Source organism: Bacillus sp. FCW2 (assembly GCF_021228595.1).
Taxonomy (GTDB): Bacteria; Bacillota; Bacilli; order Bacillales; family Bacillaceae; genus Bacillus; species Bacillus velezensis.
Genome location: NZ_CP089436.1, coordinates 2,420,240 through 2,444,775, shown reverse-complemented (window position 1 = coordinate 2,444,775; position 24,536 = coordinate 2,420,240). Strand labels below are relative to the sequence as shown.

Here is a 24,536-nt window from a genome sequence, read left to right as displayed (position 1 = left end):
GTATAGTGAATAATATCACAAATTACTTAAAATTTTATATTTAATATGCATAATAAGGAGTGAGGGTGTTGGCAAAAGCAACAAATGAACTAAAAACCTCTGAAAAAAATCGGGGGGCGGAGCTTGTTGTTGATTGCTTAGTGGAGCAAGGTGTCACACATGTTTTTGGCATTCCGGGTGCAAAAATTGATGCAGTATTTGATGCGTTAAAAGATAAAGGACCTGAACTGGTTTTATGCCGTCACGAACAGAACGCTGCATTTATGGCTGCGGCTGTCGGAAGACTGACTGGAAAACCAGGCGTTTGTCTCGTTACTTCAGGCCCGGGGGCATCCAACTTGGCGACCGGCTTGTTAACGGCTAATACAGAAGGTGATCCGGTAGTGGCGCTGGCGGGTAACGTAATTCGCGCAGACCGGTTAAAACGGACACACCAATCATTGGACAATGCGGCGCTATTTCAGCCGATTACAAAATACAGTGTAGAAGTACAGGAAACAGGGAATATACCAGAAGCGGTAACAAACGCCTTCAGGGCAGCGTCAGCAGGTCAGGCAGGCGCGGCTTTTGTGAGCTTTCCGCAGGATGTTGTGAATGAAATCACAAACGTGAAAAACGTACGCAGCGTGCCGGCGCCGAAACAAGGCCCTGCACCGGAAGAAGCGGTCAGCGCGGCTATCGCGAAAATCCAGACGGCGAAACTTCCCGTTCTGTTAGTCGGCATGAAAGGCGGAAGACCGGAAGCGGTAAAACAAATCCGCAAACTGCTTGCCAAAACAAAACTGCCTTTCGTAGAAACGTACCAAGGGGCCGGCACATTGTCCAGAGAGCTGGAAGACCAATATTTCGGCCGGATCGGACTGTTCCGCAACCAGCCGGGCGATCTTCTGCTTGAACAGGCGGATGTCGTATTAACGATCGGTTATGATCCGATTGAATACGATCCGAAGTTCTGGAACGTAAACGGCGACCGTGCTATTATCCATCTTGACGAAATCCAGGCCGATATCGATCATGCCTATCAGCCGGAATTAGAATTATTAGGCGATATCGCCGCTACGGTTAAACAAATTGAACACGACGCTGTGACATTTGATATGGGCAGCCGTGAACAAGAAGTGCTGAGCGAATTAAAACAGATGCTCACAGACAGCGAGAAGGCGCCAAGCGACCATAAATCCGACAGAGTGCACCCTCTGCAAATCGTCCAAGAACTGCGCAATGCAATTGATGACGACGTAACCGTCACTTGCGATATCGGTTCTCACGCGATCTGGATGTCCCGCTACTTCCGCGCTTATGAGCCGCTGAAACTGTTGATCAGCAACGGCATGCAGACATTGGGCGTAGCGCTTCCTTGGGCGATTGCCGCCACATTGGTGAATCCGGGTGAAAAAGTCGTATCCGTTTCAGGAGACGGAGGATTCCTGTTCTCTGCAATGGAATTGGAAACGGCAGTCCGCTTAAAAGCGCCGATCGTTCACCTTGTATGGAATGACAGCACATATGATATGGTCGCATTCCAGCAAATGAAAAAATATAACCGTACATCATGCGTAGATTTCGGAAACATTGACATCGTAAAATATGCAGAAAGCTTCGGCGCCACCGGCTTGCGCGTTGAGTCACCGGAACAGCTGGCAGACGTGCTGCAAAAAGGCTTGAACACAGAAGGCCCTGTCATCATTGACATTCCTGTCGATTACAGTGACAATGTTCATTTATCAAGCGACATGCTTCCGAAGCAATTCAAAGAAAAAATGAAAGCAAAAGCTCTCTAGCACTCTGCGCACCATGACCTGTTTTCTAAAACAGCCCAATTTAAAAGGAGTGAAGGGAATATGAAAAACGCAAGCGACATCCATATGATGAGCCGCGGAGAAAAAGGCTCACCTGAGGATCAGATCTATCAAGTATCCACAATGACATCTCTGCTGGACGGAGTATATGACGGAGATTTTGATATGGCTGACATTCCGAAGTTCGGTGATTTCGGAATCGGGACGTTCAACAAATTGGACGGCGAATTAATCGGATTTGACGGAGAATTTTACCGTCTGCGTGGCGACGGAACGGCTACGCCTGTTAAAGGCGGAGACCTGTCACCATTCTGCTCATTCACATTTTTCACGCCGGATATGACGCATACGATCGACGGCGAAATGACCCGTGAAGAATTCGAGCAGGAAATCGCCAGCCTTCTGCCTAGTAAAAACTTATTTTATGCGATCCGTTTAGACGGCGTATTTAAAAAGGTGCAGACAAGAACGGTAGAACGCCAGGAGAAACCGTACGTTCCGATGATCGAAGCGGTAAAAACACAGCCTGTGTTCAACTTTGACGACATTCAAGGTACAATCGCCGGCTTCTGGACGCCGGGTTACGCAAACGGCATTGCTGTTTCCGGATATCACCTGCACTTCATTGATGAAGGACGCAATTCCGGCGGACACGTGTTTGACTATGTCATTAAAGATTGTAAAGTGACCATTTCTCAAAAAATGAATATGAACCTCAAGCTTCCGAATACGGCGGACTTTTTCAACGCAAATTTAGATAATCCGAATTTTGCGAAGGATATCGAAACAACCGAAGGAAGCCCGGAATAAAATAAAAAGAAAGCCCCATTTTTCTCGGGGGCTTTCTTTTTATTTGGCTGAACCGGCAAAGATTAGGTAAAATACAGTCAAAAGGGAAAGGTGTGGTAGCTGTGAAAGTATTGGTATTAGCGGTTCATCCTGACATGGACAACTCAGCGGTCAATAAGGCGTGGACAGAAGAATTAAAAAATCATGATGAAATCACGGTCCGTGAGCTTTATAAAGAATATCCGGACGGGAAAATAGATGCGGAAAAGGAACGGCAGCTGTGTGAACAGTATGACCGGATCGTATTTCAATTCCCGCTGTACTGGTACAGTGCGCCTCCGCTTTTAAAAACATGGATGGATCATGTGCTGGCGTATGGATGGGCTTACGGCTCCAAAGGAAAGGCGCTGCACGGCAAAGAATTGCTGCTGGCTGTTTCCGTAGGTGCCGGAGAGGATGCATATCAGGCAGGCGGGTCTAACCATTTTTCACTGAGCGAGCTCTTAAGGCCGTTTCAGGCAATGGCTAATTTTACGGGTATGACCTATTTGCCGGCTTTTGCGATGTACGGGGTAAGCAGCGCCGATGCTGCGGCTATCCGTGACAATGCCAAACGCCTGGCGGATTACATAAAGAAGCCATTTTAGAGTCGTATGCATTCATCTTCATCCGACAATATTTCCTGAGAAATATTTCGAACCTTAGACGTTTCTGACTGCTCAAGAAAGAAAAAACGGATTTCGCGCTGAATTTGCGAAATCCGTTTTGATATTATGTCAGTTTTTGCAGATCTTTTGTGCTGATATATCCCGTTGCGCCCCCGTAATCGACAAGCGCCCAGCCGAAGTCAATGCCGCCGCCGGCTGTCTTTTTCCATCCGAGGAAAGAAACGCTCGTGTTTTTAGCAAGGGAAGCTTTGACCGCTTGTTTGTCTGTATATACTTTTGTTTTTGTCGTCGTTTTTACGGTTGTTGCTTCTTTAACAATATAATGAGTAGATACAAATCCTGTTTTTCCGTTTTTATAATGTACTTTTGCCCAGTCAGCGTTCTGGAATGAAACGATCTTTAAGCTGTCGCCTAAATGAAGGGTATCAGCTCTCGGACTGGCTGCTGATGCTTTTGTTCTGACGTTCAATGCTTCCGCGGAAACGAGATAAGAGTCAAGCGGGTAGCTGTACAGATCGTCAATTTTGACCGCTTCTTGCGCGTGTGTCTCCGGAAGAGGCGTTATTCCGGCAGCTGAAGCCGCTGTTATTCCCGCTGCAAGGGTCAGAATGGATGCCGCTTTGGCTGTTTTCTTCATCTGTATCTCTCCTTTTACTTCATCCTTTCACGTTTTACCGGAAGTCTAAACATCGGCCGGTTATTTTTGTGTTTGAAGTTTCAATGGAGCGGAAATGGTTTTTTTGACTTTTTCTCCTTTGAGCACCTGCTCCGCCGCTTCGGCCGCCAGTTTTCCGATCAGCTCCGGCTGCTGGGCGACCGTGGCTGTCAGCTTCCCGTTTTTAATGGAAGAAATCGCATCTTTATTTCCGTCGAAACCGACGACCAAAATGTGTTTGCCCGAGCTGTTAATCGCTTCGAGCGCGCCGAGTGCCATTTCATCATTATGGGCGAACACGGCTTTGATATCCGGATGTCCCTGCAGAAGGTTTTCCATAACGGTCAATCCTTTTGTACGGTCAAAATCCGCCGCTTGCTTTGTTGCGACATCCAGCTTTTTGTCGGCAATATGATGAAAGCCCGTTCCGCGTTCCCGTGTCGCGGATGCGCCCGGCACCCCTTGCAGTTCAGCCACTTTGGCGCCTTTTCCGAGCTGATCGGCGAGGTAGTCAGCCGCCATTTCTCCTCCTTTGACATTGTCAGAGGCGACAAGCGTTTCGACTTTGCCGTGTTCGGCTGAACGATCAAGCGCAATGACGGGAATGCCGAGGGAATTTGCCGATTCGACGGCTGTTGAAATCGCTGATGAATCGGTCGGATTGACCAGCAGCGCATCGACTCCCTGCTGGATCAAATCTTCTACGTCATTTGACTGTTTAGATGAATCATTTTGGGCATCGACAATAATGACCTTCATCCCCCGTTTTTTGGCTTCCTTTACAACGCCTTCTTTTAATGAAACGAAGAACGGATTGTTCAATGTAGAGACGGAGAGCCCGATAGTGAATTCTTTTTTATGTTTTGTGTTTGACGGTTTTGCCCATTGAGGCGGTTCAAGTGAACAGGCGGACAGCAAAAACAGTGATAATGCCGCGATCGTGATGATGGCTTTCTTCATAATGGTCCTCCTACTATGCCGATTTTTTGCGGTCCAGCAGCACCGCGATTAAAATGACGATTCCTTTGACGACGAGCTGATAAAAAGATGATACGCCGAGAAGGTTCAAGCCGTTGTTCAGCGTTCCGATAATCAAAACCCCGATCAGCGTACCGATGATGCGCCCTCGGCCGCCGGACAGGCTCGTTCCGCCGAGAACGACCGCTGCGATGGCGTCCAGCTCGTATGATTCCCCGGCCGTCGGCTGTGCGGAATTTAAGCGTGATGTCAGAATCGCTCCTGCCAGCGCCGATAATAAACCTGTCAGAGAATAGATCATGATCTTGATACGGGGCACTTTGATTCCCGATATCAGCGCCGCTTTCTCATTGCCGCCGATGGCGTATGTCCGGCGGCCGAACGGTGTTTTGTGCAGAAGAACCCACAGGGCCGCAAATGCAATCAGCATCGTAATGGCAGGTACGGGAATGCCGAGAAAATAACCGCGCCCGAATAATTGAAATGCGTAATTTGAACCGAGCCCCGTAATCGGATTTCCGTCCGTATAGACGAGGGTCAGTCCGCGAAAGACGGTCATTGTCGCCAAAGTGGCGATGAACGGCGCCATTTTTCCTTTTGTGATTAAAAATCCGTTTATCATGCCGAGTACGGCGCCGATCACGCAGCCGATGATGACGGCTAAGATCGGATCGATGCCTGAGACCATCATACCTGCGACCAATGCGCTCGATAAGGCGAGGATGGCTCCGACAGAGAGATCAATGCCTCCCGTTAAAATGACAAACGTCATTCCGAATGCAATCAGAGCGTTAATCGCAACCTGCCGAAGAAGGTTGAGAATATTGAGGGGTTCAAGAAAACTCGGGTTTAAAACGGAAACGATCAGCACAAGAATCAGTAAGCCGAGAAACGGACCGAGTTTTTGCGTGAAGGTATGAATGGAAAATCGCTTTTGTTCAGTTGATGTCATTGGTTCAGTTTTCATTCTGCTGCCCTCCCGTGGCAAGTGTCATGATGCGTTCTTGTGTTGCGCCGGCCGCATTGATTTCTCCGCTGATGCGCCCTTCGTGGACGACGATGATTCTGTCACTCATGCCGAGAATTTCCGGCAGCTCGGAAGACACCATGATGATGGCGACTCCGCGATCGGTCAGTTCATTCATTAATGAATAGATTTCCCTTTTCGCGCCTACGTCGACGCCTCTTGTCGGTTCATCAAGGATGAGAACTTTCGGGCCGATTCCGATCCATTTGGCGATGACGACTTTTTGCTGATTTCCTCCTGATAAATGCCGGGCGGCGGTTTCCGGAGATGCGGTCTTAATGGTCAGACGCTTGATGAGCAGCTCAACGAACTCCGCCTCGCGTTTTCGGTCAATGATGCCTTTCGGAGAGAAGCTGGTCAGGTTCGGCAATGAAATATTTTCACGAATGGACGTATCCAGCAGCAGCCCTTCATCTTTGCGGTTCTCCGTAATCAGGCCGAGTCCCTTGCGAATGGCATCGTACGGACCCCGAATGCCGGTTTTTCGGCCGGAAATCCAGATCTCTCCGGAATCGAGCCGGTCAATTCCGAACAGCGCCCTCATGATTTCTGTCCGTCCGGCACCCATTAAGCCGGAAACGCCGAGGATTTCTCCGGCGCTCACATGGAAACTGATCTGTGAAAAGCTTCCTTTTTTTGAGGCGTTTTTCACTTCGAGCACCTTATCGCCGAGTGACGGCGTGCGAGTCGGATACCGATCGGTCAGCTCCCGCCCGACCATTTGTTTGACCACTTCATCAAAATTAGTATCTTTAATATGCGCCGTATCCACAGTGAGGCCGTCCCGCATAATGGTGATCCGGTCGCAAATCGAAAATATCTCTTCCATTCGGTGCGAAATATAGACGATGGATACGCCGTCCCGCTTTAACGCCGTCATCACGTCAAACAGTTTGCTGATTTCCCGTTCGGTCAGCGCCGCGGTCGGTTCGTCCATAATAATGACTTCGGCGTTTGTCATCAGCGCTTTGGCAATCTCAATCATCTGCTGCTGTCCGACGGAACATTGTCCGGCTTCCCGGTCAAGAGGAAGAGAGACTCCCAGTTTTTCAAGCTGTGATTTTGCTAGCGCTTTCATTTTCTTTGTTTCTAAAACGCCGAACGCCGTCGTCAGCTCTTTGCCGATAAAAAGGTTTTCAAGCACCGTCATGTCCGGCCATATATTCAGTTCCTGATGGATAAAGGCGATTCCGTGCTTTTCGGCTTCCTTTGGATTGGAGAAGCTCATATTTGTTCCGTTTATCGTAATGTTTCCCTTGTCGAGCCGGTGGAGCCCGGTGAGCAGATTCATTAACGTCGATTTTCCCGCTCCGTTTTCTCCCATTAAAGCGTGGATTTCTCCCGGCAGAAGCTCAAATGAGACGCCGGAGAGCACTTGGTTTTTGCCGAATGCTTTATGAATGTCTGTCATGCCGATGTGCATGCTGGATCCCTTCTTTCTAGAAAATCACACCCGCCTGCAGGATGCAGTTGGCGTATGGTGTCATTTCACCCGTTCGGATGACGGCTTTTGCTTTCTGTGTGAGCCGTTTGAATTCCTCGTGGGACATGTACTCGATCGTCTGCGCTGAGAAATGGCTTTCTATGAAACTTGCATTCTCAGGATTTGCGTCTTTGATCTCGGAAGCGGCTATCACCTTTTCGACTGCCATCTCCCCGGCTACCAGGCTGGTCACGTCCCGAAAGGCGGGAACGCCCGCCGTTAAGGACAAATCAATTTTAGGGACGCCGTCAGGGACGGGGAGACCTGCATCGGCGATCGCGATGAGGTCTGTATGCCCGAGATCGGCTAATACTTTGGCAATGTGGCTGTTTAACATTCCGTGTTTTTTCATGACAGCAGCTCCTCAACTTCTTTTCTGGCCGGCATCCCGCCTTGGGCGCCGAAGTGCTGCACGGACAGGGAGGCGGCGCGGTTGGCAAACAGGAGCGCTTGCTCGATGTCCCGTCCTTCCGCAAGTGCGACGGCAAGTGCCGCATTAAAGGTATCGCCGGCTCCCGTCGTGTCGACCGCTTCTGCAGGGAAGGCGGGAACAAGCCGTTCCTTGGTGCCGTCTGAGTAGCGCACGCCTTGTTTTCCTTCGGTAATGAACAATTTGCCGGGATAGCCGGCGAGCGCTTCTTCTTTCGTCCGGTCAGGAAATAAAATGGATGCTTCATGTTCGTTCGGCGTAAGATATGCGGCATCCTCAATCGTCGATTGTTTCAGCGGCCGGGCCGGCGCGGGATTCAGGATAACCGGAATTTGCTGCGCGCGGCAGTAGCTGCACACTTCTTCAACGGTTTCTTCAGGAATCTCCTGCTGGATCAGCACGATATCAATGCCGGGAAGTTTTGCCAGCGCACTTTTGGCATAATCGGGGGAGATGTCATCGTTTGCGCCTTTTACGACGACGATGCTGTTGTCTCCTTCTGCGAGCACAATATGAGCCGTTCCGCTTTTTTTATGTGTAACCGTTTCCATATAGTCCGTATTGACACCGTTTGCCTTCAGGTTTTCAATAATCGCTTTTCCGTAGCCGTCATTGCCTGCTTTTCCTACCATATATACGTTTGCGCCCAGGCGGGAAGCGGCTACGGCCTGATTTGCGCCTTTTCCTCCGGGCACGGTTTGAAAGTCTGTGCCCAGTACGGTTTCTCCGGCTTTCGGACGCCGATCGGATGTGACGACCAGGTCCATAGAACAGCTTCCGATAACACAAATTTCACTCATGGTGATCATCCTTTCTCGTCGTTTGTCTTCTTATGTAAGTCACGGGCAGTTGAATGGCCGTCTCTTTCGGCGGCTCTTTCTTTATCAATTGCAGCAGCAGGTTTGCCGCTTTTTTTCCCATCTCATATGCAGGCTGGCGGATGGTTGAAAGAGGCGGAAACAAAAGCCTGCTCTGCGGAATATCGTCGTATCCGATGATCTGAATCTCCTCCGGAACTTTTTTGCCGAGCCGCAGCGCCTCATGGAGGACGGCAGCCGCCGCAATGTCGTTGCTGGCAATGACTCCGTCGGTTTCAGGGTATGCTGCAAACAATTCTTCTGCTAAAATGGCGGCATCCTTGATGGAAAATGAAGCGGCGGAGATGACATTGAACTGCGCGCCCGCTTTTTGCAGCACATCAAGTGCGCCGTTAAAACGTTCCTGAGCGGTCGGAAGGTGGGCTGGGCCTTTGACAAGCGTGATGCTTGTGCTTTTGCCGCGAAGCATTTCCTCAGCCGCCCGTTTTCCGCCTGCCCGTCCGTCACTGAATACGGATGGGGCGCCTTCTTTTGTCCGGTCCAGAAATACGACCGGGTAAAGGCTGCCGCTGTATTCGGGAAGATCGGGGTAATGGGTGGCCGCCAAAATACCGGCAACTTGATTTTGTTTAAATGTTTGCAGGTAGTCGAGTTCTTTTTCCAATTCTTCATCGCTGTTGCCGATGATCAGCCGGTATCCTTCCCGCTGCAACTCGTCTTCAGCCCCGCGGGCAAGCTGAGGGAAAAAGGGATTCGTAATATCCGGAAGCAAAAGCCCGACAAGTCTGGATTCTCTTTTATAAAGAGAGCGGGCAACTTCATTCGGATAATAATTCAGCTTCTCCATGGCAAGCATGACCTTCGTTCGTGTATCTTCATGCACGTAGCCGTTGTCATTGAGGACACGCGAAACCGTGGCAACAGAGACGCCGGCAGCGCCTGCGACATCTTTAATCGTTGCCAACAAACACTCCTCCTTCATTTATGTAACCGTTTACATAAAAAGAGTAACACGAATAATTTCGGTTGGCAACAAAAAAAGAGACCGGGGTCTCTTTTAGTTCACGATGCCGATTTGCGAGATATTCACTTTGATATCAGGGACGATCTCGATGGAAGGATAGACCTCACGCCAATTGAGCCGCTTGCCCCGCTCATAATAATGGGTTTGATAGTTCCGGCCGATGCCGAGGATATCCGAGTTGTGCTCCTGAATATGGCTGATCACCGATCTGGCCTGCCCGTTCAGATTTGCTGAGGCTTGTTTGTTCATTTGGTCGATTGCCGTATAAGAATTCAGCTTGTCCTTCGGATATTCCAAGACGCGTGCATTCAGTTTCAAACGGATTTTCACTTTTATATGCTGCGGATCTGTATCTATAAATACAATCTTTCGCGTGGCATCCGTGATGCCGAGAGAAAGATAATTTTCAATATCCATTTTGTATTTGTCCCACAGCTTCAGATTAATATTAGCCGATTTATTAAATTGCCCGCTTAAAAGGGTCAGGAGGGTCGAATCCTGACCGAGCACCTCAGTCACTTTCCGCTGGCCGCTGAACAGGGCAGAACCCTCTACCTTTATCGTCTGTCCGTTAATCGATAAATAAGGAAGGGCGAAATCCTTATCAGCCGTCAGCATGCTTGAACGGATGGATTGCAAATTTTCCATGCTGATATTTGATTCCGCATTAGCGCTTGTTAATAAATTCGTTAAATACTTGCTGACGATCAATTTCTGCCGGACGATCAGCTTCAGCACTTCAATCGCCTCGCCGTCTTTTACAACCGCCGGATGAGCGAGAAGCGGGCTTTTCGGATCTCTGTAAAAGACATCGAGATAAGGAAAAAGCGGTTTTTCCGCCATTTTCTCACCGATTAATAAGACTCTTTGCTTGGACGTGTCAATGCGCTGATCGACAAGCTTATCCAATTGAAACCGCGCTTCACGGATGGTGTGCCCGGAAGCGCTGAGCACCGTCGTAATGAATGAGCCGCCCGTTTCCTGTTCCGCCTGGGACGACTGAACCTTCCGATAGGTGATGCCGATTTTATTTTTACCGTCATGATCAACATCAAGGCTTGCGGTCAGCACGAGAGAAATATCTTTCAGCAAATTTTGATCCCAGCAGCCCGCAAGTGTCAGGCTTGCGCACATGAGACTGATAAGAACCGCTTTTTTAATGCGCATGGCGGACACCCTTTTTGCGTACAAGGACAATCAATACCATAAATAACGGAAACAAATACACAAACACAATATCAGAAATGCGGAAAAACTGATCCAGCTGCTGTATCGTTTTATCCGTGCTTGTGGCCCAAATAGACAGAAGGAAGACGAGCAGGGCCAGCGGATAAACAAACCGGCTGTGGTCTTTTTGATTGAACAGCTTGGCGATGCCGGTGCTTGCCAAGTAAAACACGTTGGCCAGCGTTGAAAAGACGGTCACGAACCAAAACGTCAAAAAGAGCAGATCCGTCCGTTCGATAATTCTGAATGAAACGGTTTTTAACAGGTACAGCACAGGCTCCGGGATCATTTTTATTTCTTCGGGGCTGATTGTGACAAAGCAAGTAAGGGTGATATACAGGTAATAAAGGATAATCAAGATGTTTGAAATCGTCAGTATTTTGTAGCGCTGGCTGACGGTGCAGTTGATTAGGGGCCCGATCACGAGCGCCGCCTGAAAGCCGGTAATGCTGACAAGTGTTTGCTGCACCCCGGTAAGCATGTCTTTTGCGGTTCCGTGAAAAATCGGCATAATGTATGTGATATCGGCTTTTCCCAGCGTGTATAAAATCGGCAGAGAGATCAGCAGCAAAAACGGTGTTAAGATAAAGCTGAACCTGGCGATCGCATTCAGCGGGGCCTGGGCGATATAGACAGAACCGAGGATCAGCATTAAGCTGACCACCCAATTCGGAGTCTGCGGGAGCACCCAGATATCCAATATCCGTGTAAATACAGAAAGAATGAGCGTGCAGAGAAACGCGAAATATAAAATATACAGCACCTGCACCCCTTTGCCGGCAAGTGTTCCGAACACCTCCTCCAGCATTTCGTACAGGTTCAGCTTCGGAAACCGGTGAAATAATATCATATACAGGCTGAATGTAAGCTGGACGAGCAATCCGGTAAGCAGAATGGAAATCCATCCGCTGCTTCCCGATTTCATCATCAGTAAATGGGGCAGCGCCAAAATGCCGATGCTGATCTGCGTCTGATTGATGAAAAACACGCCTTGAAGCGGGCTGATTTTTTTAGGCTTCATCTTTTCTCCACCCCCGAACATGTTTTATCTGCTTTGAGTCTTGCGGTCTCAAATAAAAAGGCCTTCTTTTAATAAACCAAGCCGGCAGCCGGATAAATGCATCCTTCAAGTCGCTGAAATGAAACGGCGTCAGAGATGATAAGTAAGGGACGCCGAGTGATTCAAGCTTGCACAGGTTCATCAGAATAAGCCCGAAGCCGAGTGCGATGCCGATAAAACCGAACGAAGATGCCAGAAACATAAGCGGAAATCTGAGCGTTCGGATGGACGTGCTCATTTCATATGAAGGAAGCACAAAAGAAGAAACGGCCGTAACGGCTACGACGATGATCATCATATTAGAAATGAGTCCCGCCTGAACGACTGCGTCACCGATCACGAGACCGCCGACAATGCCGATCGTCTGACTGATCGGTTTCGGCAGCCTGATACCGGCTTCGCGGATCAGTTCAATCGTAATCTCCATAATCATGGCTTCTATCAGCGGAGGGAAGGGAATATCAACAATCGAATTTTTCATGGTGATAATCAGATCGTTGGGAATGACTTCAAAATGAAATGCAATCAGCGCGATATAAAAAGCGGGCAGCGTAATCGCGATCATAAAGGCGAAAAATCTCAGCACTCTTAAAAAACTGGCGGAAATCCATCTCGTGCTGTAGTCATCCGGCGATTGAAAAAAAGAAAAGAATGTGATCGGCGCAATCAAAGCCGACGGGCTCCCATCCATCATGATCAGCACACAGCCTTCCATCACGCATGCTTTTGCTTTATCCGGCCGTTCCGTATGAATGATCTGCGGAAAAATGGAAAACGAATTATCTTCTATTGATTCCTCGATAATCCCGGGCGCAAGCACGCTGTCTATACGCAGGTATGACAGGCGCCGCTTCACTTCTTCCACAATCTCCGGATTGGCGATATTCTCAACAAAGATAACCGCAACCTTTGATTTGGCTCTTTCCCCGATATCCATATAATGAACGGAGAGATGGCGGTCCTGTATGTGAAACCGCAGCTGATGAATGTTCGTTTCCAAACTTTCCACAAACCCGTCATGGGCGCCGCGGACGATACTTTCAGATTCGGGTTCCATAATGGAACGCAGCGGATTCTGGCCGACGGAAAACAGCTTCGCTTTCTTCGATGCATCGCTGAGAAAAACAACCTGGCCTGCCAAAATCCCGTCAATGAGTTTTCTGGTTTCATCCGTTTCCGCACTGCTGACAGCATTCATCGTTTCCTCAAGCGGGCCGTTTTGCAGGGTGTCGCTTAACAGAAACTCATTCAGCTTCTGTTCTTCTATCATTTGTTCAATATAAAAGAAAGCGGTATGACGGTCCTGCAGTTTGATCCTTCGTATTTTAAAATCACCGCAAACACACATCAGCTCCTGCATTTCCCGTACAGCCGATTCAAAATCGCCGGGAATCCGTTTGTTTTGTTTATCCGCAGACATCAGACCGCCTCCTTTCCTGGTTATCTGTAGTTTTCAGCGGGTATTCCTTTTTTATGCATTTTATAAAATAGAGGAGTTCCCTGATGTTTTACCAAGAACTTCACAATTATGGATGAATATTTCTTGAACGAATATAAAGATTTATTAAAATTATTTCAAAAGAGTGATAAACGTCCTGTAAATGGTTTAAAAGGAGAAAGGCTTTCCGCATATAAAATGTGTATTTCTTGTAAACACTCCGGACCCGTCTTTTTCTGTCATGTACCAGTCATTCCGCTAGTTATTTTGGAATGGGACTGAAAGCAGGATACGGGGGAAAAATGAATGACTTTAAGACCTTATCCTTAACAAAACAGGCAGTCTGCATACAGCGGACAGAGAGTCCCGAAACGTATGCGCAGTGCGAAAAACGCTGATACAAACGGGCTGGAAAAGATGGATTATCATTACATCTTTTTCTTCCGGAACGCGAATAGTTCCATTGGTCCAAATGAATTTCTGCGCGAAAATGTAAACGCATTCATTTTTCTTTTGAAAAATTGAAGTAAGGTTGAAGTCCTGCCTATTCCCAAAAAAAGCAATTCGATAATAGGAAGAATAGCGTCACTAATAGAGAAGTTTGGCTCAGTGAAAGCGGGAAGATTATGTTACATAATGCCGATTGAGAATTCATAGTGAAGCTATATACTGATGAATGAATTTATCAATACAGAAGGAGATGTCAAAAATCAATGTGGTTACTCATTATAGCCTGTGCTGCCGTACTAATCATCGGAATCATTGAAAAAAGGCGGCATCAGAAGAATATCGATGCTCTGCCAGTACGCGTCAATATTAATGGTATCCGCGGAAAGTCAACCGTAACGAGGCTGACGACCGGAATACTGATGGAGGCGGGCTACAAAACAGTCGGAAAAACGACGGGAACAGATGCAAGGATGATCTATTGGGATACACCTGAGGAGAAACCGATCAAACGGAAACCGCAGGGCCCGAATATCGGCGAGCAAAAAGAAGTAATGAAGGAAACCGTAGAACGGGGCGCCAATGCCATTGTCAGTGAATGTATGGCGGTAAACCCGGATTATCAGATTATCTTTCAGGAAGAACTCCTTCAAGCCAACATCGGCGTCATCGTGAATGTGCTTGAAGACCATATGGACGTCATGGGGCCGACGCTTGATGAAATCGCTGAAGCTTTTACCGCGACGATACCGTATAACGGTCACCTTGTCATTACAGACAGTGAATACACAGACTTCTTTAAAGAAAAAGCCGCAGAGCGGAATACCGAGGTCATTATTGCGGATAACTCTAAAATTACAGATGAATACCTTCGTAAATTTGAATATATGGTCTTTCCTGATAACGCTTCCCTTGCGCTCGGCGTTGCCCAGGCTCTTGGGATAGATGAAGAAACGGCGTTTAAAGGAATGCTGAATGCGCCGCCTGATCCTGGCGCCATGAGAATCCTGCCGCTGCTCAGCACGAAGGAGCCCGGTCATTTCGTAAACGGCTTTGCCGCAAATGATGCATCTTCTACTTTGAATATATGGAAACGTGTAAAGGAAATCGGCTACCCGACAGATGAACCGATCGTCATCATGAACTGCCGTGCCGACCGTGTGGACAGAACGATTCAGTTCGCAAACGACGTGCTTCCGTACATTAAAACGAAGGAACTCATACTCATCGGCGAGACGACAGAACCGATCGTCAGAGCTTATGAAGAAGGCAAGATTCCTGCCGATACACTGCACGATCTGGAATATAAATCAACAGACGAAATCATGGACGTGCTGAAAACAAGAATGCAAAACCGTGTCATATATGGCGTCGGCAATATCCACGGTTCAGCGGAACCATTAATTGAAAAAATTCAAGAGTATAAGGTGAAACAGCTCGTTAGCTAGGAGGAAAAGGATAAATGTTCGGATCAGATTTATACATCTCACTTATTTTAGGCGTGTTAATCAGTTTAATTTTCGCGGAAAAAACAGGTATCGTACCTGCCGGTTTAGTCGTGCCGGGTTATTTAGGGCTCGTTTTTAACCAGCCGGTCTTTATTTTACTCGTATTGTTAGTGAGTCTTCTTACATACGTGATCGTCAAATACGGTTTATCCAGATTTATGATTTTGTACGGACGCAGAAAATTCGCAGCTATGCTGATAACGGGAATCTGCTTAAAAATCGCCCTTGATTTCCTTTATCCGATCGTACCGTTTGAGATATCAGAATTCCGCGGAATCGGTATCATCGTACCGGGTCTGATCGCCAATACCATTCAGAAACAGGGATTAACGATTACATTTGCCAGCACGCTATTCTTAAGCGGCGCAACTTTTGCCATTATGTTTGCTTACTACTTAATCTAATGTAAGGTGTGTCAAACGATGAAAAAACAATTAAGCTTTCAAGAAAAACTGCTGAAGCTGACCAAACAGCAGAAAAAGAAGACCAATCTTCACGTTTTTATCGCGCTGCCGATCGTCTTTTGCCTGATGTTCGTCTGCATCCTGACAGGGAAGGCGGAAACGCCGAGTGTGAAAAGAAATGCAGATGACCTTGTATCAGCCTCATTCGTCGGAGATATTATGATGGGCCGGAATGTCGAGAAAGTGACAAAGCATAAAGGCACGGAGAGTGTCTTCCGTTACGCAAAGCCATTCTTCGAAGCATCCGACTATGTGTCGGGGAACTTTGAAAACCCGGTTACATATAAAAAGAACTACAAAGAAGCAGAAAAAAATATTCACCTTCAGTCAAACAAAGATGCCGTAAAAGTATTGAAGGACATGAATTTCACCGTTCTCACGGCAGCCAACAACCATGCGATGGATTACGGCCCTCAAGGAATGCGGGATACGGTTGAAGAGTTTTCAAAGCAAAATCTTGAACTTGTCGGCGCGGGCCTCACGCTGAAGGAAGCCGAACAGAACATTTCGTATCAAGATGTAAACGGAATCAAAATCGCAACACTGGGTTTCACTGATGTTTCAGGAAAAGGCTTTGCAGCTAAACGAAATGCGCCGGGTGTGCTTCCGGCCGATCCAGAGCTGTTTATTCCGATGATTTCTAAAGCCAAAAAGAAAGCCGATCTTGTCATTGTTCAAACACACTGGGGACAGGAATACGATAATGATCCGAATGACAGACAGCGCCAATTGGCAAGAGCAATGTCAGATGCCGGAGCGGATATTATCGTCGGACACCATCCGCACGTGCTGGAACCGATCGAAATGTACCACGGCACCGTTATTTTCTACAGCCTGGGCAACTTCGTATTCGACCAGGGGTGGACAAGAACGAGAGACACGGCGCTTGTTCAATATCATCTGCAGAAAAACGGCACGGGACGCTTTGAAGTCACGCCGATGAATATTCATGAAGCAACGCCTGCACCGGTTAAAAAAGGCAGCATCAATCATAAAACGATCGTACGTGAACTCACGAAAGAATCGAATTTCGATTGGAGCGTCAAGGATGGAAAATTAACGTTTGATGTGGATCACAGCGATATCTTAAAAAAGAAAGCGGAGTGAAAAACAAATGAAAATCATTAAAGCGGGATGGCCGTTTGCCGCGATCATTATGGTCTTTATGTTTATGTCAGCGTTTAAATACAATGATCAGCTCACAGATCAGGAAAAACAAAAAATTGACACGGAAATGCAAAAAATTCAGCAAGAGGACACAGCGGGCGCAAAATAAGCGCATGATTCCGCTTGCCGGCATATTGTTTGTTCCGAATCCAGTAAAGAATGCCCATATCGGGCATTCTTTTTTTGTGTACTCTCCTAAACATTTGTTAAAAGTTACCGATGTAAAAACTACCAAAAATAAGGAGAGTGAATAGAAAACATGCTCACAAGCTGGAGGAAGTACATCCTTGCCGGCCTTATGATTTGTCTTGTGGCACCTGCAGTGACGAGAACGGAAATTGCTGAAGCGGATTCTCAAGTTTCTGTCCTGATCGTTTCAGACGCGCAAAAACTTGTCGGAAATAAATATGTTTACGGAGGCGAAGAGCCTGAGGACGGTTTTGATCCGTCCGGATTGATCCATTATCTTTTCAGCAGGCAGAACATCCATCTGCCGAGAACGGTCAGTGATCAATGGGAAGTCGGAGCCGCCGTCAAAGAAAATGACCTTTTACCGGGAGATCTTGTGTTTTTCAAAAAGTCGGATTCAACACAAAACGCGCCCGTCCATGACGGTCTTTATATCGGAAACGGAGAGATGATACACAGTTCTCCGTCTGAAGGCGTAACCGTCACACGCTTTCAAAAAAGCAGTTATTGGATGAATTTATATCTTGGCGCAAAGCGGATTACAAAAGATCCGGAACTGGCTGATGATCCGATCGTTCAGGAGGCAGCCCTTTACCTCGACATTCCGTATGTATTCGGCGGAAGCACGCCCGAGGAGGGATTCGACTGTTCGGGGCTGGTTCAATATGTTTTTGAAAACAAGCTTCACATTTACCTGCCGAGATCTGCGGAACAGCAGTGGCTGGTCGGTGAGAAAATCAAACTGAGCGGCATAAAGCCCGGGGACGTGATTTATTTCAGCGACACGTATAAAAAAGGAATTTCCCATGCGGGCATTTATGCGGGAGAGGGAAGGTTCATCCAAGCAAGCCGCTCCGCAAAAGTCACCATTTCTTACTTGTCGGAAGATTATTGGAAAAAACATTTTACGGGGGTGCGCCGATTCAGCAATTTAGCCATTTCTAAAGAAAATCCCGTTGTGTCCACAGCGGCCGATCATATCGGAATTTCTTATCTGAAAGGCGGCGTTTCACCGGAAACCGGCTTTGATACGGCGGGATTTGTTCAATACATCTATCAAAAAGTGAAAGGAATCAGCCTGCCGCGTTATGCGGACAAGCAGATGCAGGCGGGCGTTCCGGTCGATAAACAAGATCTGAAGCCCGGCGATCTGGTCTTCTTTAAAGCGGAAAGCCTGAATCCGGCCATTTATATCGGGAACGGACAAGTGATTCATGTCACCGTGTCCGCAGGCGTTACCATAACAAATATGAACACAAGCGCTTATTGGAAGGACAAATATGCGGGCAGCATCCGGCTCCCGTAGAAAAAGACGTCAGAGAGTGTCTCTGACGTCTTTTTCTTTTACCGTTTCGGCGCTCTGTATCCGGCCGCTACCGCATCCTCTACGGAACAGAACATTTCCGCGGGATCTGTCGTCCGGTCGTAGTATGTACTTCCCGGCGTGTGATAAATGCCGTTCCGGCTGCCTTTAATGTCGCATCCCTGTGAGGTGCCGGCTGCTTTCGTCTCGGCATGTCCGCCGGAGGAAGGGGCGTTGTTTTGCGCCGTTTCCGCGTTTTCGGATGTTTTTGTTTCTGCTTTCTGCCGCTTTAAAGATTTATTTTCTGACTGAAGCGTTTCAGCGGTCTTTTCGAGCTTCTTTTGTGAATTTTTTAATTTCTCATTGTCTTGTTTGAGTGATTTGTTTGTTTTTTTCAGCTCGCTTATCTCTTGGCTGAGTTTGCTGAGTTTTTCTTCATTGCCGGCTTCGGCTTCGGATTTCTCCTTTTCGGCCGCGGCACTGATGTTTTCATATTTTTTCTCAAGCGCCTGGTGTTCCTTCGTCAATTTTTGATAAGCGGTATCAAGGGTGCTGTATTTCTCCTCTGCCTTCACGGCCGAGGCGTCCGGCTCTGCGAGGGAGGCGCCGGTCAGAAGCAGGATAAATCCGCCGATGAGAAGGGGCCAAAACAGCTTTTTTGAAAAATGTTTGTCTTTTTTTGCCGCTTTGCATATGAGATGGAATATTCCGTATCCGACTGCGCAGAGAAAAGCTAAACATCCTATAATAGCGATTGCATTCGACATCATGAAACTCCTTTTTTCTTTATCTTACAATTTATTTTCATTTTTGGGAATTCCTTTTTTGGGAAACATGAAAAACCAGGCCGTGAAAGACCTGGCTTTTGCCTTTTATTGCTCGTTGTCGAGAAGCCGGTTGATGAAATATGCGACGCCGTTTTCATCGTTGCTTTTTGTAATATACGTGCTTTTTTCCTTCAGTTCATCAATCGCATTGCCCATTGCGATGCGGTTTCCCGCCGCTTCAAACATGGAGAAATCATTCGGGCTGTCGCCGATGGCGTAAATATCCTGTTTTTCAATTCCGTACAGTGAGGCAAGCTCCGTCAGAGCACGTCCCTTTCCGGAACCGGCAGGGAGGATTTCGATAATGTGTTTCCCGGAAGATGTCTGGGATAATTTCGGATGATGTGTAATTTCTTCTTTGGCGTTTCTCAGTTTTTCCATATCAAAAGAGAAACAAAGAAGCTTGTAAACATGTTCGTCTCCGTTAAAAATCGCCTGTATATCCTGCACGGGTTTAATGCCGAATTGTTTGAACTGCGTCTTTGCGCCCTCCCATAATGTCCGAATATCTTCCTTGGGATTGGCGCTTTTCAGAATGTCCAGTTCTGCCTGCAGTTTGGACTCGCCGTCAAACGGGGACAGCAGATGATCATCTGTATAGACCTCAAAGTAAATGTTGTTGTCCGTTAAATAAGCGGCGATATCCTTCCCGGCCTGCTGATCCATTAAGAGCCGGCTGACGAGGCGGTATCCTTTGTCATGGACTGTCCCGCCGTTTGCCGCAATGATCGGAATATCCAAATCCTTTAAGAGCGCTTTTACATCAAATGTGGCTCTGCCCGTGCAGATGGCCACGAGAATGCCCGCTTCATCCGCTCTTTGTAAAGCCGCTCTGTTTTCCGGAGAAATCACACTGTCCGAGTTCAGTAATGTGCCGTCTAAGTCAATGGCTATCAATTTCATATGTATGGATGCCCTCCTTAAAAATAAAGCTGCTTCATGTAGTATGTTCAGCTTTGTGCGAAATCAGCAGAAAGCCGTCAGTTAAAAGGCTATACCTTCATGTCCTTTTTTTCAACAGAAAAACGGCGGGATTTGCTAACCCCGCCGTGACATCTTACGCGTTTAAATCATTTTTTAATTTCGTTTTCACTTCTTGAAGGTTTTCCTCATTCAGCTTGAAGTAATAAATATTTTTGCCGTACTGAGGAGTGTAAATATAGCTGTCTGAACCTGTCAGCTGCAAAGAATCCACCGATTTCAGCGATGTGATAAACGGGAACAGACCGATGGCGTCATTAAGAGATAAGTTCATTTTTAAGTTTTTCCCTAAGCTGTCGACGATATCGTCATAAGATGGGATCGAGCTTAACGATTTAGATTTTTTAATAATGGCGCTCAGCACTTCCATCTGTCTTTGTCCGCGCATCAGATCGGTGTCCGCTTTGCGTGTTCTTACATAAGCCAGTGCCTGCTCACCGTCAAGCGTCTGAACGCCCGGCTTCAGCACGACTTTTCCTTTTGTATCGACCTTAATACGATCGGCAATTTTCTGGCTTTTCACATTTACCGTAACGCCGTTCAACTCATTGACGACATCGCGGAACGCGTCGAAGTTGCTCTCAACCACATAATCTACCGGAATATCAAGCATGTTTTCTACTGTTTTATAAGTTAAATTATAACCGCCGTAAGCATGTGCGTGCGCGAATTTGTCATAGCCGTGTCCCGGGATGTTGACATAGGAATCCCGCGGAATGCTGAGCATCGTCGCTGTTTTCTTTTTCCGGTTGAAGGTGACGAGCACGTTGGCGTCACTTCTTGCGTCATCTACTGATTCACCCTTACTGTCACGGGCGTCTATTCCTAAAAGCAATACGGTGAAAGAATCCTTCTTCGGGTCAAATTCTTTGATCCGTTTTACGGACTGGTCGCCGCGGTCAAGGCTGACGTGCGCTTCTTTGGTCGCATTATTCAATTTCACAAATGCGTAGGTGCCGACGGAACCGGCGATCACCAATAAGAAAGCGGCGAATACCAGTACAAATTTCACCCATTTTCTGAGGCGTCTTTTCTTTTTTCTGCGTTGAGATCGTTCTTCCATATCATTACCTCTCGTTTCTATTCTTTGTGAAGCGTACCATAATTGTTGACTTGGAGCAACTCTTCAAATGAGAAAATTCCAAATCTTTCTCTCTATTTCGACAACATCTACTGTTATTTTTGCATCAGGTTCACATTATATTGGACGGCAGGAAGCGGGAAATGTTTCGTCGCTTTGTAAAAAATAATTAGTAAAATAATGGATATTAACGGTGCGGAAGGTTTGAAACGGACGGAAACAGGCAAAAGAAGCAGTAGAACAATTCCGCGCGGATACAGCGTTGGATGAAGGGAGTCTAAATAACATGAAAAGCATACACTCGAATAAATGGCTCTATTTTTTCGGCGCACTCGGCGGCGCGTTATACGGATATGATACCGGAGTCATTTCCGGAGCTATTTTATTTATGAAAAAAGAACTGGGACTGAACGCCTTTACAGAAGGCCTCGTCGTCAGTTCGTTATTGGCGGGGGCGATTCTCGGGTCGGGATTCGCCGGCAAACTGACCGACCGGTTCGGCAGGCGGAAGGCCATCATGGGAGCGGCGCTGCTGTTTTGTATAGGCGGTTTAGGAGTCGCTTTTGCCCCGAATACAGAGGTGATGGTTCTTTTCCGGATCATTCTCGGACTGGCTGTCGGAACATCTACAACGATCGTTCCGCTCTATTTATCGGAGCTGGCTCCGAAGCATAAACGGGGGGCGCTTTCTTCGCTGAATCAGCTGATGATTACGGTCGGAATCCTCGTTTCTTATATCGTGAACTATATATTTGCCGATGCAGGCGCTTGGCGCTGGATGCTTGGACTTGCGGTTGTGCCGTCAGTCATTCTGCTGATCGGAATCTTATTTATGCCGGAAAGCCCGCGCTGGCTGTTTACGATCGGCAAAGAAGAGAAAGCAAGAGAAATCCTTTCATCATTGCGGGGAACGAAGAATATTGATGATGAGATTGATCAGATGAAAGAAGCGGAAAAGGAAAACGAAGGCGGCTTGAAAGAATTGTTTGAGCCGTGGGTGAGACCCGCGCTGATTGCCGGCCTCGGACTTGCCTTTTTGCAGCAATTCATCGGGACAAATACAATTATTTATTACGCCCCGAAAACATTTACCAGTGTCGGGTTCGGCAATTCCGCGTCTATATTGGGAACGGTCGGAATCGGCGCCGTCAATGTCATCATGACGCTTGCGGCTATTAAAGTCATTGATAAGATCGGCCGGAAGCCGCTGCTGCTGGCCGGAAATGCGGGCATGGTCATCAGTCTGCTCGTATTGGCCGCGGTCAATCTTTTCTTTGAACATTCAGCAGCCGCATCATGGACAACGGTGATTTGTTTAGGCCTGTTTATCATTGTGTTTGCGGTCAGCTGGGGGCCTGCCGTATGGGTCATGCTTCCTGAATTATTCCCGCTGCATGTCCGGGGTATCGGGACGGGTGTCTCCACTTTGATGCTGCATGCCGGAACATTGATTGTCTCATTAACCTATCCGATGTTAATGGAAGCAGTCGGCATCAGCTATTTATTTCTCATTTATGCCGCGATCGGGATACTGGCATTCCTGTTCGTCCGGTTTAAAGTGACCGAGACGAAGGGGAAAAGCCTTGAAGAAATTGAGCAGGATCTGAAAAGCCGTAACGGAGGCTCGGGATCAGAATCAAATCGGCGGACAGTTCATCCGTAATATTCAGTTTTAGGGGGGCGGGTTATTCACCGGCCCCTCAAAACGGATGCCGAGCGGGCGCCCGGTCACATAAATGACGGGGATATGTCATACGTTGTATAAAGTCACGATAAAGGCGGGGATGCCGGTGAAAACGAGTATTATTATCCTTACATATAATGAACTTGAGCTGACGAAAAAATGTCTGGCCAGCATTGAACGATACACCGACAAAGATAAGATTGAACTGATTATAGTTGACAACGGTTCCTCAGACGGAACGAGAGAATACATATCAAATCTGCCTGACGTCAAAGTCATCCTAAATGAAAAAAACCTCGGGTTCGCCAAAGGGTGCAACCAGGGTATCGAAGCGGCAGGGGGAGAAAATCTGCTGTTTCTGAACAACGATACGATGGTCACGAAAAATTGGCTCACCTCCATGCTGAGGGTGCTGTATCATTCTGAAAAAGCCGGTATGGTCGGGCCCGTCAGCAATTATGTCAGCGGCGCGCAAATGATCCATGACGCGTATCAATCGCTTGATGAGCTGGAGTCATTCGCGGAGGCGTATTGCGCACGGGAAAAGCATCATACAAAGCGGGTGCTGCGCCTTGTCGGCTTCTGTCTTCTGGTGAAAAAAAGCGTCATTGAAGACATCGGCCCGTTCGATGAGCAATTCGGATACGGTTCTTTTGAAGATGATGACCTATGTCTGCGAGCCCTGCAAAAAGGCTACAGCCTGCACATCGCCCTCGATGCCTTTGTGCATCACCACGGGCACGCGACGTTTACGGCTAATCAGGATATCAATATCAATCAGTTATATTCGGAGAACCGCCAGCGTTTTACGAAAAAATGGGGCACTGATTTTACGTACTTTACTCATCCGAGACCGGAAATTGCGGAGCTCGTTCCCCGGGAGGCGAAACGGATACTTGATGTCGGCTGCGGCGCGGGGGCTACGGGGCTGGAACTACAAAACAGACAGCCTTGCGAACTGTACGGAATAGAACTGCACCCGCTGGCGGCGCAAGCGGCAAAAGGACACTATGAAGCGGTGCTGCAGGAAGATGTCGAAGAAGTGAAGCTGCCTTATCCGGAAGGCTTTTTTGATTGCATCATTTTCGCGGACATCCTTGAGCACTTAAAAGACCCGTGGCGCGTCATTGAAACGTACTCATCCTATTTGTCGCCTGCCGGATCAATCGTTTGCAGCATTCCGAATATTTCCCACGCCGAAGCGCTGTTCCCGCTTCTGCTCGGTGACTGGACATACAGAGACGCCGGCATTCTCGACCGCACCCACTTGCGGTTTTTTACGCCGCAGACGGTGCGCACGCTCTTTCCGGAAAAGACATTTGCTGTGAAAAAGCAGTCCTATACGTATGTTCACGTGGATGAGCGGGTGCAGCTGTTTTTACAGGAAATCACACGAATGGCGCAATCGATGCAATTTCCGGTGACACAGCTGCCCGAACAAAGCCGGATTTATCAAATTCTCCTCCGTGTCGAAAAAACAGGCTGAAGG

The 24,536-nt window shown here is 47.6% G+C and carries 23 protein-coding genes; 10 read left to right on the top strand and 13 right to left on the bottom strand.

Going from position 1 to position 24,536, the window contains the following annotated elements; translation table 11 throughout:
- Positions 1-68 precede the first annotated feature (68 nt).
- From alsS to K3G25_RS12230, 3 genes are all read left to right on the top strand, one after another.
- Positions 69-1,781, top strand: a complete 1,713-nt coding sequence (alsS, locus tag K3G25_RS12240) for an acetolactate synthase AlsS (protein WP_032860108.1) — start codon at positions 69-71, stop codon at positions 1,779-1,781.
- A 60-nt stretch (positions 1,782-1,841) separates the two neighbouring features.
- Positions 1,842-2,609: an acetolactate decarboxylase gene (gene budA, locus K3G25_RS12235; RefSeq protein ID WP_003151318.1), complete on the top strand. Its 768-nt coding sequence runs from the start codon at positions 1,842-1,844 to the stop codon at positions 2,607-2,609.
- Between the two features lie 101 nt (positions 2,610-2,710).
- Positions 2,711-3,235 carry an NAD(P)H-dependent oxidoreductase gene (locus tag K3G25_RS12230; RefSeq protein WP_007407526.1) on the top strand — a complete coding sequence of 175 codons (525 nt, stop codon included), beginning with the start codon at positions 2,711-2,713 and terminating at the stop codon, positions 3,233-3,235.
- Between the two features lie 124 nt (positions 3,236-3,359).
- On the opposite strand, the gene K3G25_RS12225 is transcribed toward K3G25_RS12230, so the two are convergent.
- The 10 genes from K3G25_RS12225 to K3G25_RS12180 all read right to left on the bottom strand — a co-directional run bounded on the left by K3G25_RS12225 (position 3,360) and on the right by K3G25_RS12180 (position 13,378).
- Entirely contained in the window at positions 3,360-3,893 is a 534-nt protein-coding gene (locus K3G25_RS12225; RefSeq protein ID WP_072177022.1) for an SH3 domain-containing protein, read from the bottom strand.
- A 60-nt stretch (positions 3,894-3,953) separates the two neighbouring features.
- Positions 3,954-4,871 (bottom strand): ribose ABC transporter substrate-binding protein RbsB, encoded by a 918-nt coding sequence (rbsB, locus tag K3G25_RS12220; RefSeq protein WP_029972845.1) that lies wholly within the window; start codon positions 4,869-4,871, stop codon positions 3,954-3,956.
- A gap of 13 nt (positions 4,872-4,884) precedes the next feature.
- On the bottom strand, positions 4,885-5,856 hold the full coding sequence (gene rbsC, locus K3G25_RS12215; protein WP_029972844.1) for a ribose ABC transporter permease RbsC: 972 nt from the start codon (positions 5,854-5,856) through the stop codon (positions 4,885-4,887).
- Positions 5,846-7,339 (bottom strand): sugar ABC transporter ATP-binding protein, encoded by a 1,494-nt coding sequence (locus tag K3G25_RS12210; RefSeq protein WP_021494849.1) that lies wholly within the window; start codon positions 7,337-7,339, stop codon positions 5,846-5,848. Before K3G25_RS12210 ends, rbsC begins: the two co-directional genes overlap by 11 nt.
- 16 nt (positions 7,340-7,355) lie before the next feature.
- Positions 7,356-7,751, bottom strand: coding sequence for a D-ribose pyranase (rbsD, locus tag K3G25_RS12205; protein ID WP_007407521.1), 396 nt, complete (start codon positions 7,749-7,751; stop codon positions 7,356-7,358).
- Positions 7,748-8,629, bottom strand: a complete 882-nt coding sequence (rbsK, locus tag K3G25_RS12200; RefSeq protein ID WP_022553886.1) for a ribokinase — start codon at positions 8,627-8,629, stop codon at positions 7,748-7,750. Before rbsK ends, rbsD begins: the two co-directional genes overlap by 4 nt.
- On the bottom strand, positions 8,622-9,611 hold the full coding sequence (locus K3G25_RS12195; RefSeq protein WP_029972843.1) for a LacI family DNA-binding transcriptional regulator: 990 nt from the start codon (positions 9,609-9,611) through the stop codon (positions 8,622-8,624). Before K3G25_RS12195 ends, rbsK begins: the two co-directional genes overlap by 8 nt.
- A gap of 93 nt (positions 9,612-9,704) precedes the next feature.
- Positions 9,705-10,838, bottom strand: coding sequence for a Ger(x)C family spore germination protein (locus K3G25_RS12190; RefSeq protein ID WP_014419042.1), 1,134 nt, complete (start codon positions 10,836-10,838; stop codon positions 9,705-9,707).
- The gene (locus tag K3G25_RS12185) at positions 10,828-11,919 is read right to left on the bottom strand and encodes a GerAB/ArcD/ProY family transporter (protein WP_012118599.1); all 1,092 of its coding nucleotides are present in this window, start codon (positions 11,917-11,919) and stop codon (positions 10,828-10,830) included. The genes K3G25_RS12190 and K3G25_RS12185 overlap by 11 nt, the downstream gene beginning before the upstream one ends.
- A complete protein-coding gene (locus K3G25_RS12180; protein ID WP_232489323.1) occupies positions 11,909-13,378 on the bottom strand; it encodes a spore germination protein in 1,470 nt (489 codons plus the stop codon). Before K3G25_RS12180 ends, K3G25_RS12185 begins: the two co-directional genes overlap by 11 nt.
- A gap of 731 nt (positions 13,379-14,109) precedes the next feature.
- On the opposite strand from K3G25_RS12180, the gene pgsB reads away from it, so the two are divergent.
- The 5 genes from pgsB to K3G25_RS12155 all read left to right on the top strand — a co-directional run bounded on the left by pgsB (position 14,110) and on the right by K3G25_RS12155 (position 18,477).
- Complete coding sequence (gene pgsB, locus K3G25_RS12175) at positions 14,110-15,291, top strand: poly-gamma-glutamate synthase PgsB (protein WP_003151337.1); 1,182 nt, start codon at positions 14,110-14,112, stop codon at positions 15,289-15,291.
- Positions 15,292-15,305: 14 nt separating this feature from the next.
- Complete coding sequence (gene pgsC, locus K3G25_RS12170; RefSeq protein ID WP_003151340.1) at positions 15,306-15,755, top strand: poly-gamma-glutamate biosynthesis protein PgsC; 450 nt, start codon at positions 15,306-15,308, stop codon at positions 15,753-15,755.
- Positions 15,756-15,773: 18 nt separating this feature from the next.
- The gene (locus K3G25_RS12165; RefSeq protein ID WP_007614174.1) at positions 15,774-16,922 is read left to right on the top strand and encodes a CapA family protein; all 1,149 of its coding nucleotides are present in this window, start codon (positions 15,774-15,776) and stop codon (positions 16,920-16,922) included.
- Positions 16,923-16,929: 7 nt separating this feature from the next.
- On the top strand, positions 16,930-17,091 hold the full coding sequence (locus tag K3G25_RS12160; RefSeq protein ID WP_003151344.1) for an extrachromosomal elements maintenance protein EdmS: 162 nt from the start codon (positions 16,930-16,932) through the stop codon (positions 17,089-17,091).
- Positions 17,092-17,241: 150 nt separating this feature from the next.
- Positions 17,242-18,477, top strand: a complete 1,236-nt coding sequence (locus K3G25_RS12155) for a C40 family peptidase (protein WP_232489322.1) — start codon at positions 17,242-17,244, stop codon at positions 18,475-18,477.
- A 38-nt stretch (positions 18,478-18,515) separates the two neighbouring features.
- Here K3G25_RS12155 and K3G25_RS12150 read toward each other — a convergent pair whose 3' ends face one another.
- The 3 genes from K3G25_RS12150 to K3G25_RS12140 all read right to left on the bottom strand — a co-directional run bounded on the left by K3G25_RS12150 (position 18,516) and on the right by K3G25_RS12140 (position 21,345).
- On the bottom strand, positions 18,516-19,241 hold the full coding sequence (locus tag K3G25_RS12150) for a sunset domain-containing protein (RefSeq protein ID WP_038461639.1): 726 nt from the start codon (positions 19,239-19,241) through the stop codon (positions 18,516-18,518).
- A gap of 105 nt (positions 19,242-19,346) precedes the next feature.
- Positions 19,347-20,204: a Cof-type HAD-IIB family hydrolase gene (locus K3G25_RS12145; protein WP_053285360.1), complete on the bottom strand. Its 858-nt coding sequence runs from the start codon at positions 20,202-20,204 to the stop codon at positions 19,347-19,349.
- A gap of 154 nt (positions 20,205-20,358) precedes the next feature.
- Complete coding sequence (locus K3G25_RS12140; protein WP_014419036.1) at positions 20,359-21,345, bottom strand: LCP family protein; 987 nt, start codon at positions 21,343-21,345, stop codon at positions 20,359-20,361.
- A 304-nt stretch (positions 21,346-21,649) separates the two neighbouring features.
- On the opposite strand from K3G25_RS12140, the gene K3G25_RS12135 reads away from it, so the two are divergent.
- Both K3G25_RS12135 and K3G25_RS12130 read left to right on the top strand, forming a co-directional pair.
- Positions 21,650-23,026, top strand: a complete 1,377-nt coding sequence (locus K3G25_RS12135) for a sugar porter family MFS transporter (protein WP_007407509.1) — start codon at positions 21,650-21,652, stop codon at positions 23,024-23,026.
- A gap of 94 nt (positions 23,027-23,120) precedes the next feature.
- The gene (locus K3G25_RS12130) at positions 23,121-24,533 is read left to right on the top strand and encodes a glycosyltransferase (protein WP_154817740.1); all 1,413 of its coding nucleotides are present in this window, start codon (positions 23,121-23,123) and stop codon (positions 24,531-24,533) included.
- The last annotated feature ends 3 nt before the right edge of the window (positions 24,534-24,536 follow it).

Bases quoted from the DNA above. Each gene is read 5' to 3' on its own strand.
- K3G25_RS12190 (WP_014419042.1), bottom strand. From the start codon at position 10,838: ATGCGCATTAAAAAAGCGGTTCTTATCAGTCTCATGTGCGCAAGCCTG.
- K3G25_RS12135 (WP_007407509.1), top strand. From the start codon at position 21,650: ATGAAAAGCATACACTCGAATAAATGGCTCTATTTTTTCGGCGCACTC.
- K3G25_RS12210 (WP_021494849.1), bottom strand. From the start codon at position 7,339: ATGCACATCGGCATGACAGACATTCATAAAGCATTCGGCAAAAACCAA.
- rbsD (WP_007407521.1), bottom strand. From the start codon at position 7,751: ATGAAAAAACACGGAATGTTAAACAGCCACATTGCCAAAGTATTAGCC.
- K3G25_RS12150 (WP_038461639.1), bottom strand. From the start codon at position 19,241: ATGTCGAATGCAATCGCTATTATAGGATGTTTAGCTTTTCTCTGCGCA.
- rbsC (WP_029972844.1), bottom strand. From the start codon at position 5,856: ATGAAAACTGAACCAATGACATCAACTGAACAAAAGCGATTTTCCATT.
- rbsB (WP_029972845.1), bottom strand. From the start codon at position 4,871: ATGAAGAAAGCCATCATCACGATCGCGGCATTATCACTGTTTTTGCTG.
- K3G25_RS12145 (WP_053285360.1), bottom strand. From the start codon at position 20,204: ATGAAATTGATAGCCATTGACTTAGACGGCACATTACTGAACTCGGAC.
- budA (WP_003151318.1), top strand. From the start codon at position 1,842: ATGAAAAACGCAAGCGACATCCATATGATGAGCCGCGGAGAAAAAGGC.
- K3G25_RS12180 (WP_232489323.1), bottom strand. From the start codon at position 13,378: ATGTCTGCGGATAAACAAAACAAACGGATTCCCGGCGATTTTGAATCG.
- K3G25_RS12165 (WP_007614174.1), top strand. From the start codon at position 15,774: ATGAAAAAACAATTAAGCTTTCAAGAAAAACTGCTGAAGCTGACCAAA.
- K3G25_RS12140 (WP_014419036.1), bottom strand. From the start codon at position 21,345: ATGGAAGAACGATCTCAACGCAGAAAAAAGAAAAGACGCCTCAGAAAA.
- rbsK (WP_022553886.1), bottom strand. From the start codon at position 8,629: ATGAGTGAAATTTGTGTTATCGGAAGCTGTTCTATGGACCTGGTCGTC.
- K3G25_RS12155 (WP_232489322.1), top strand. From the start codon at position 17,242: ATGCTCACAAGCTGGAGGAAGTACATCCTTGCCGGCCTTATGATTTGT.
- K3G25_RS12160 (WP_003151344.1), top strand. From the start codon at position 16,930: ATGAAAATCATTAAAGCGGGATGGCCGTTTGCCGCGATCATTATGGTC.
- pgsC (WP_003151340.1), top strand. From the start codon at position 15,306: ATGTTCGGATCAGATTTATACATCTCACTTATTTTAGGCGTGTTAATC.
- pgsB (WP_003151337.1), top strand. From the start codon at position 14,110: ATGTGGTTACTCATTATAGCCTGTGCTGCCGTACTAATCATCGGAATC.
- K3G25_RS12225 (WP_072177022.1), bottom strand. From the start codon at position 3,893: ATGAAGAAAACAGCCAAAGCGGCATCCATTCTGACCCTTGCAGCGGGA.
- K3G25_RS12185 (WP_012118599.1), bottom strand. From the start codon at position 11,919: ATGAAGCCTAAAAAAATCAGCCCGCTTCAAGGCGTGTTTTTCATCAAT.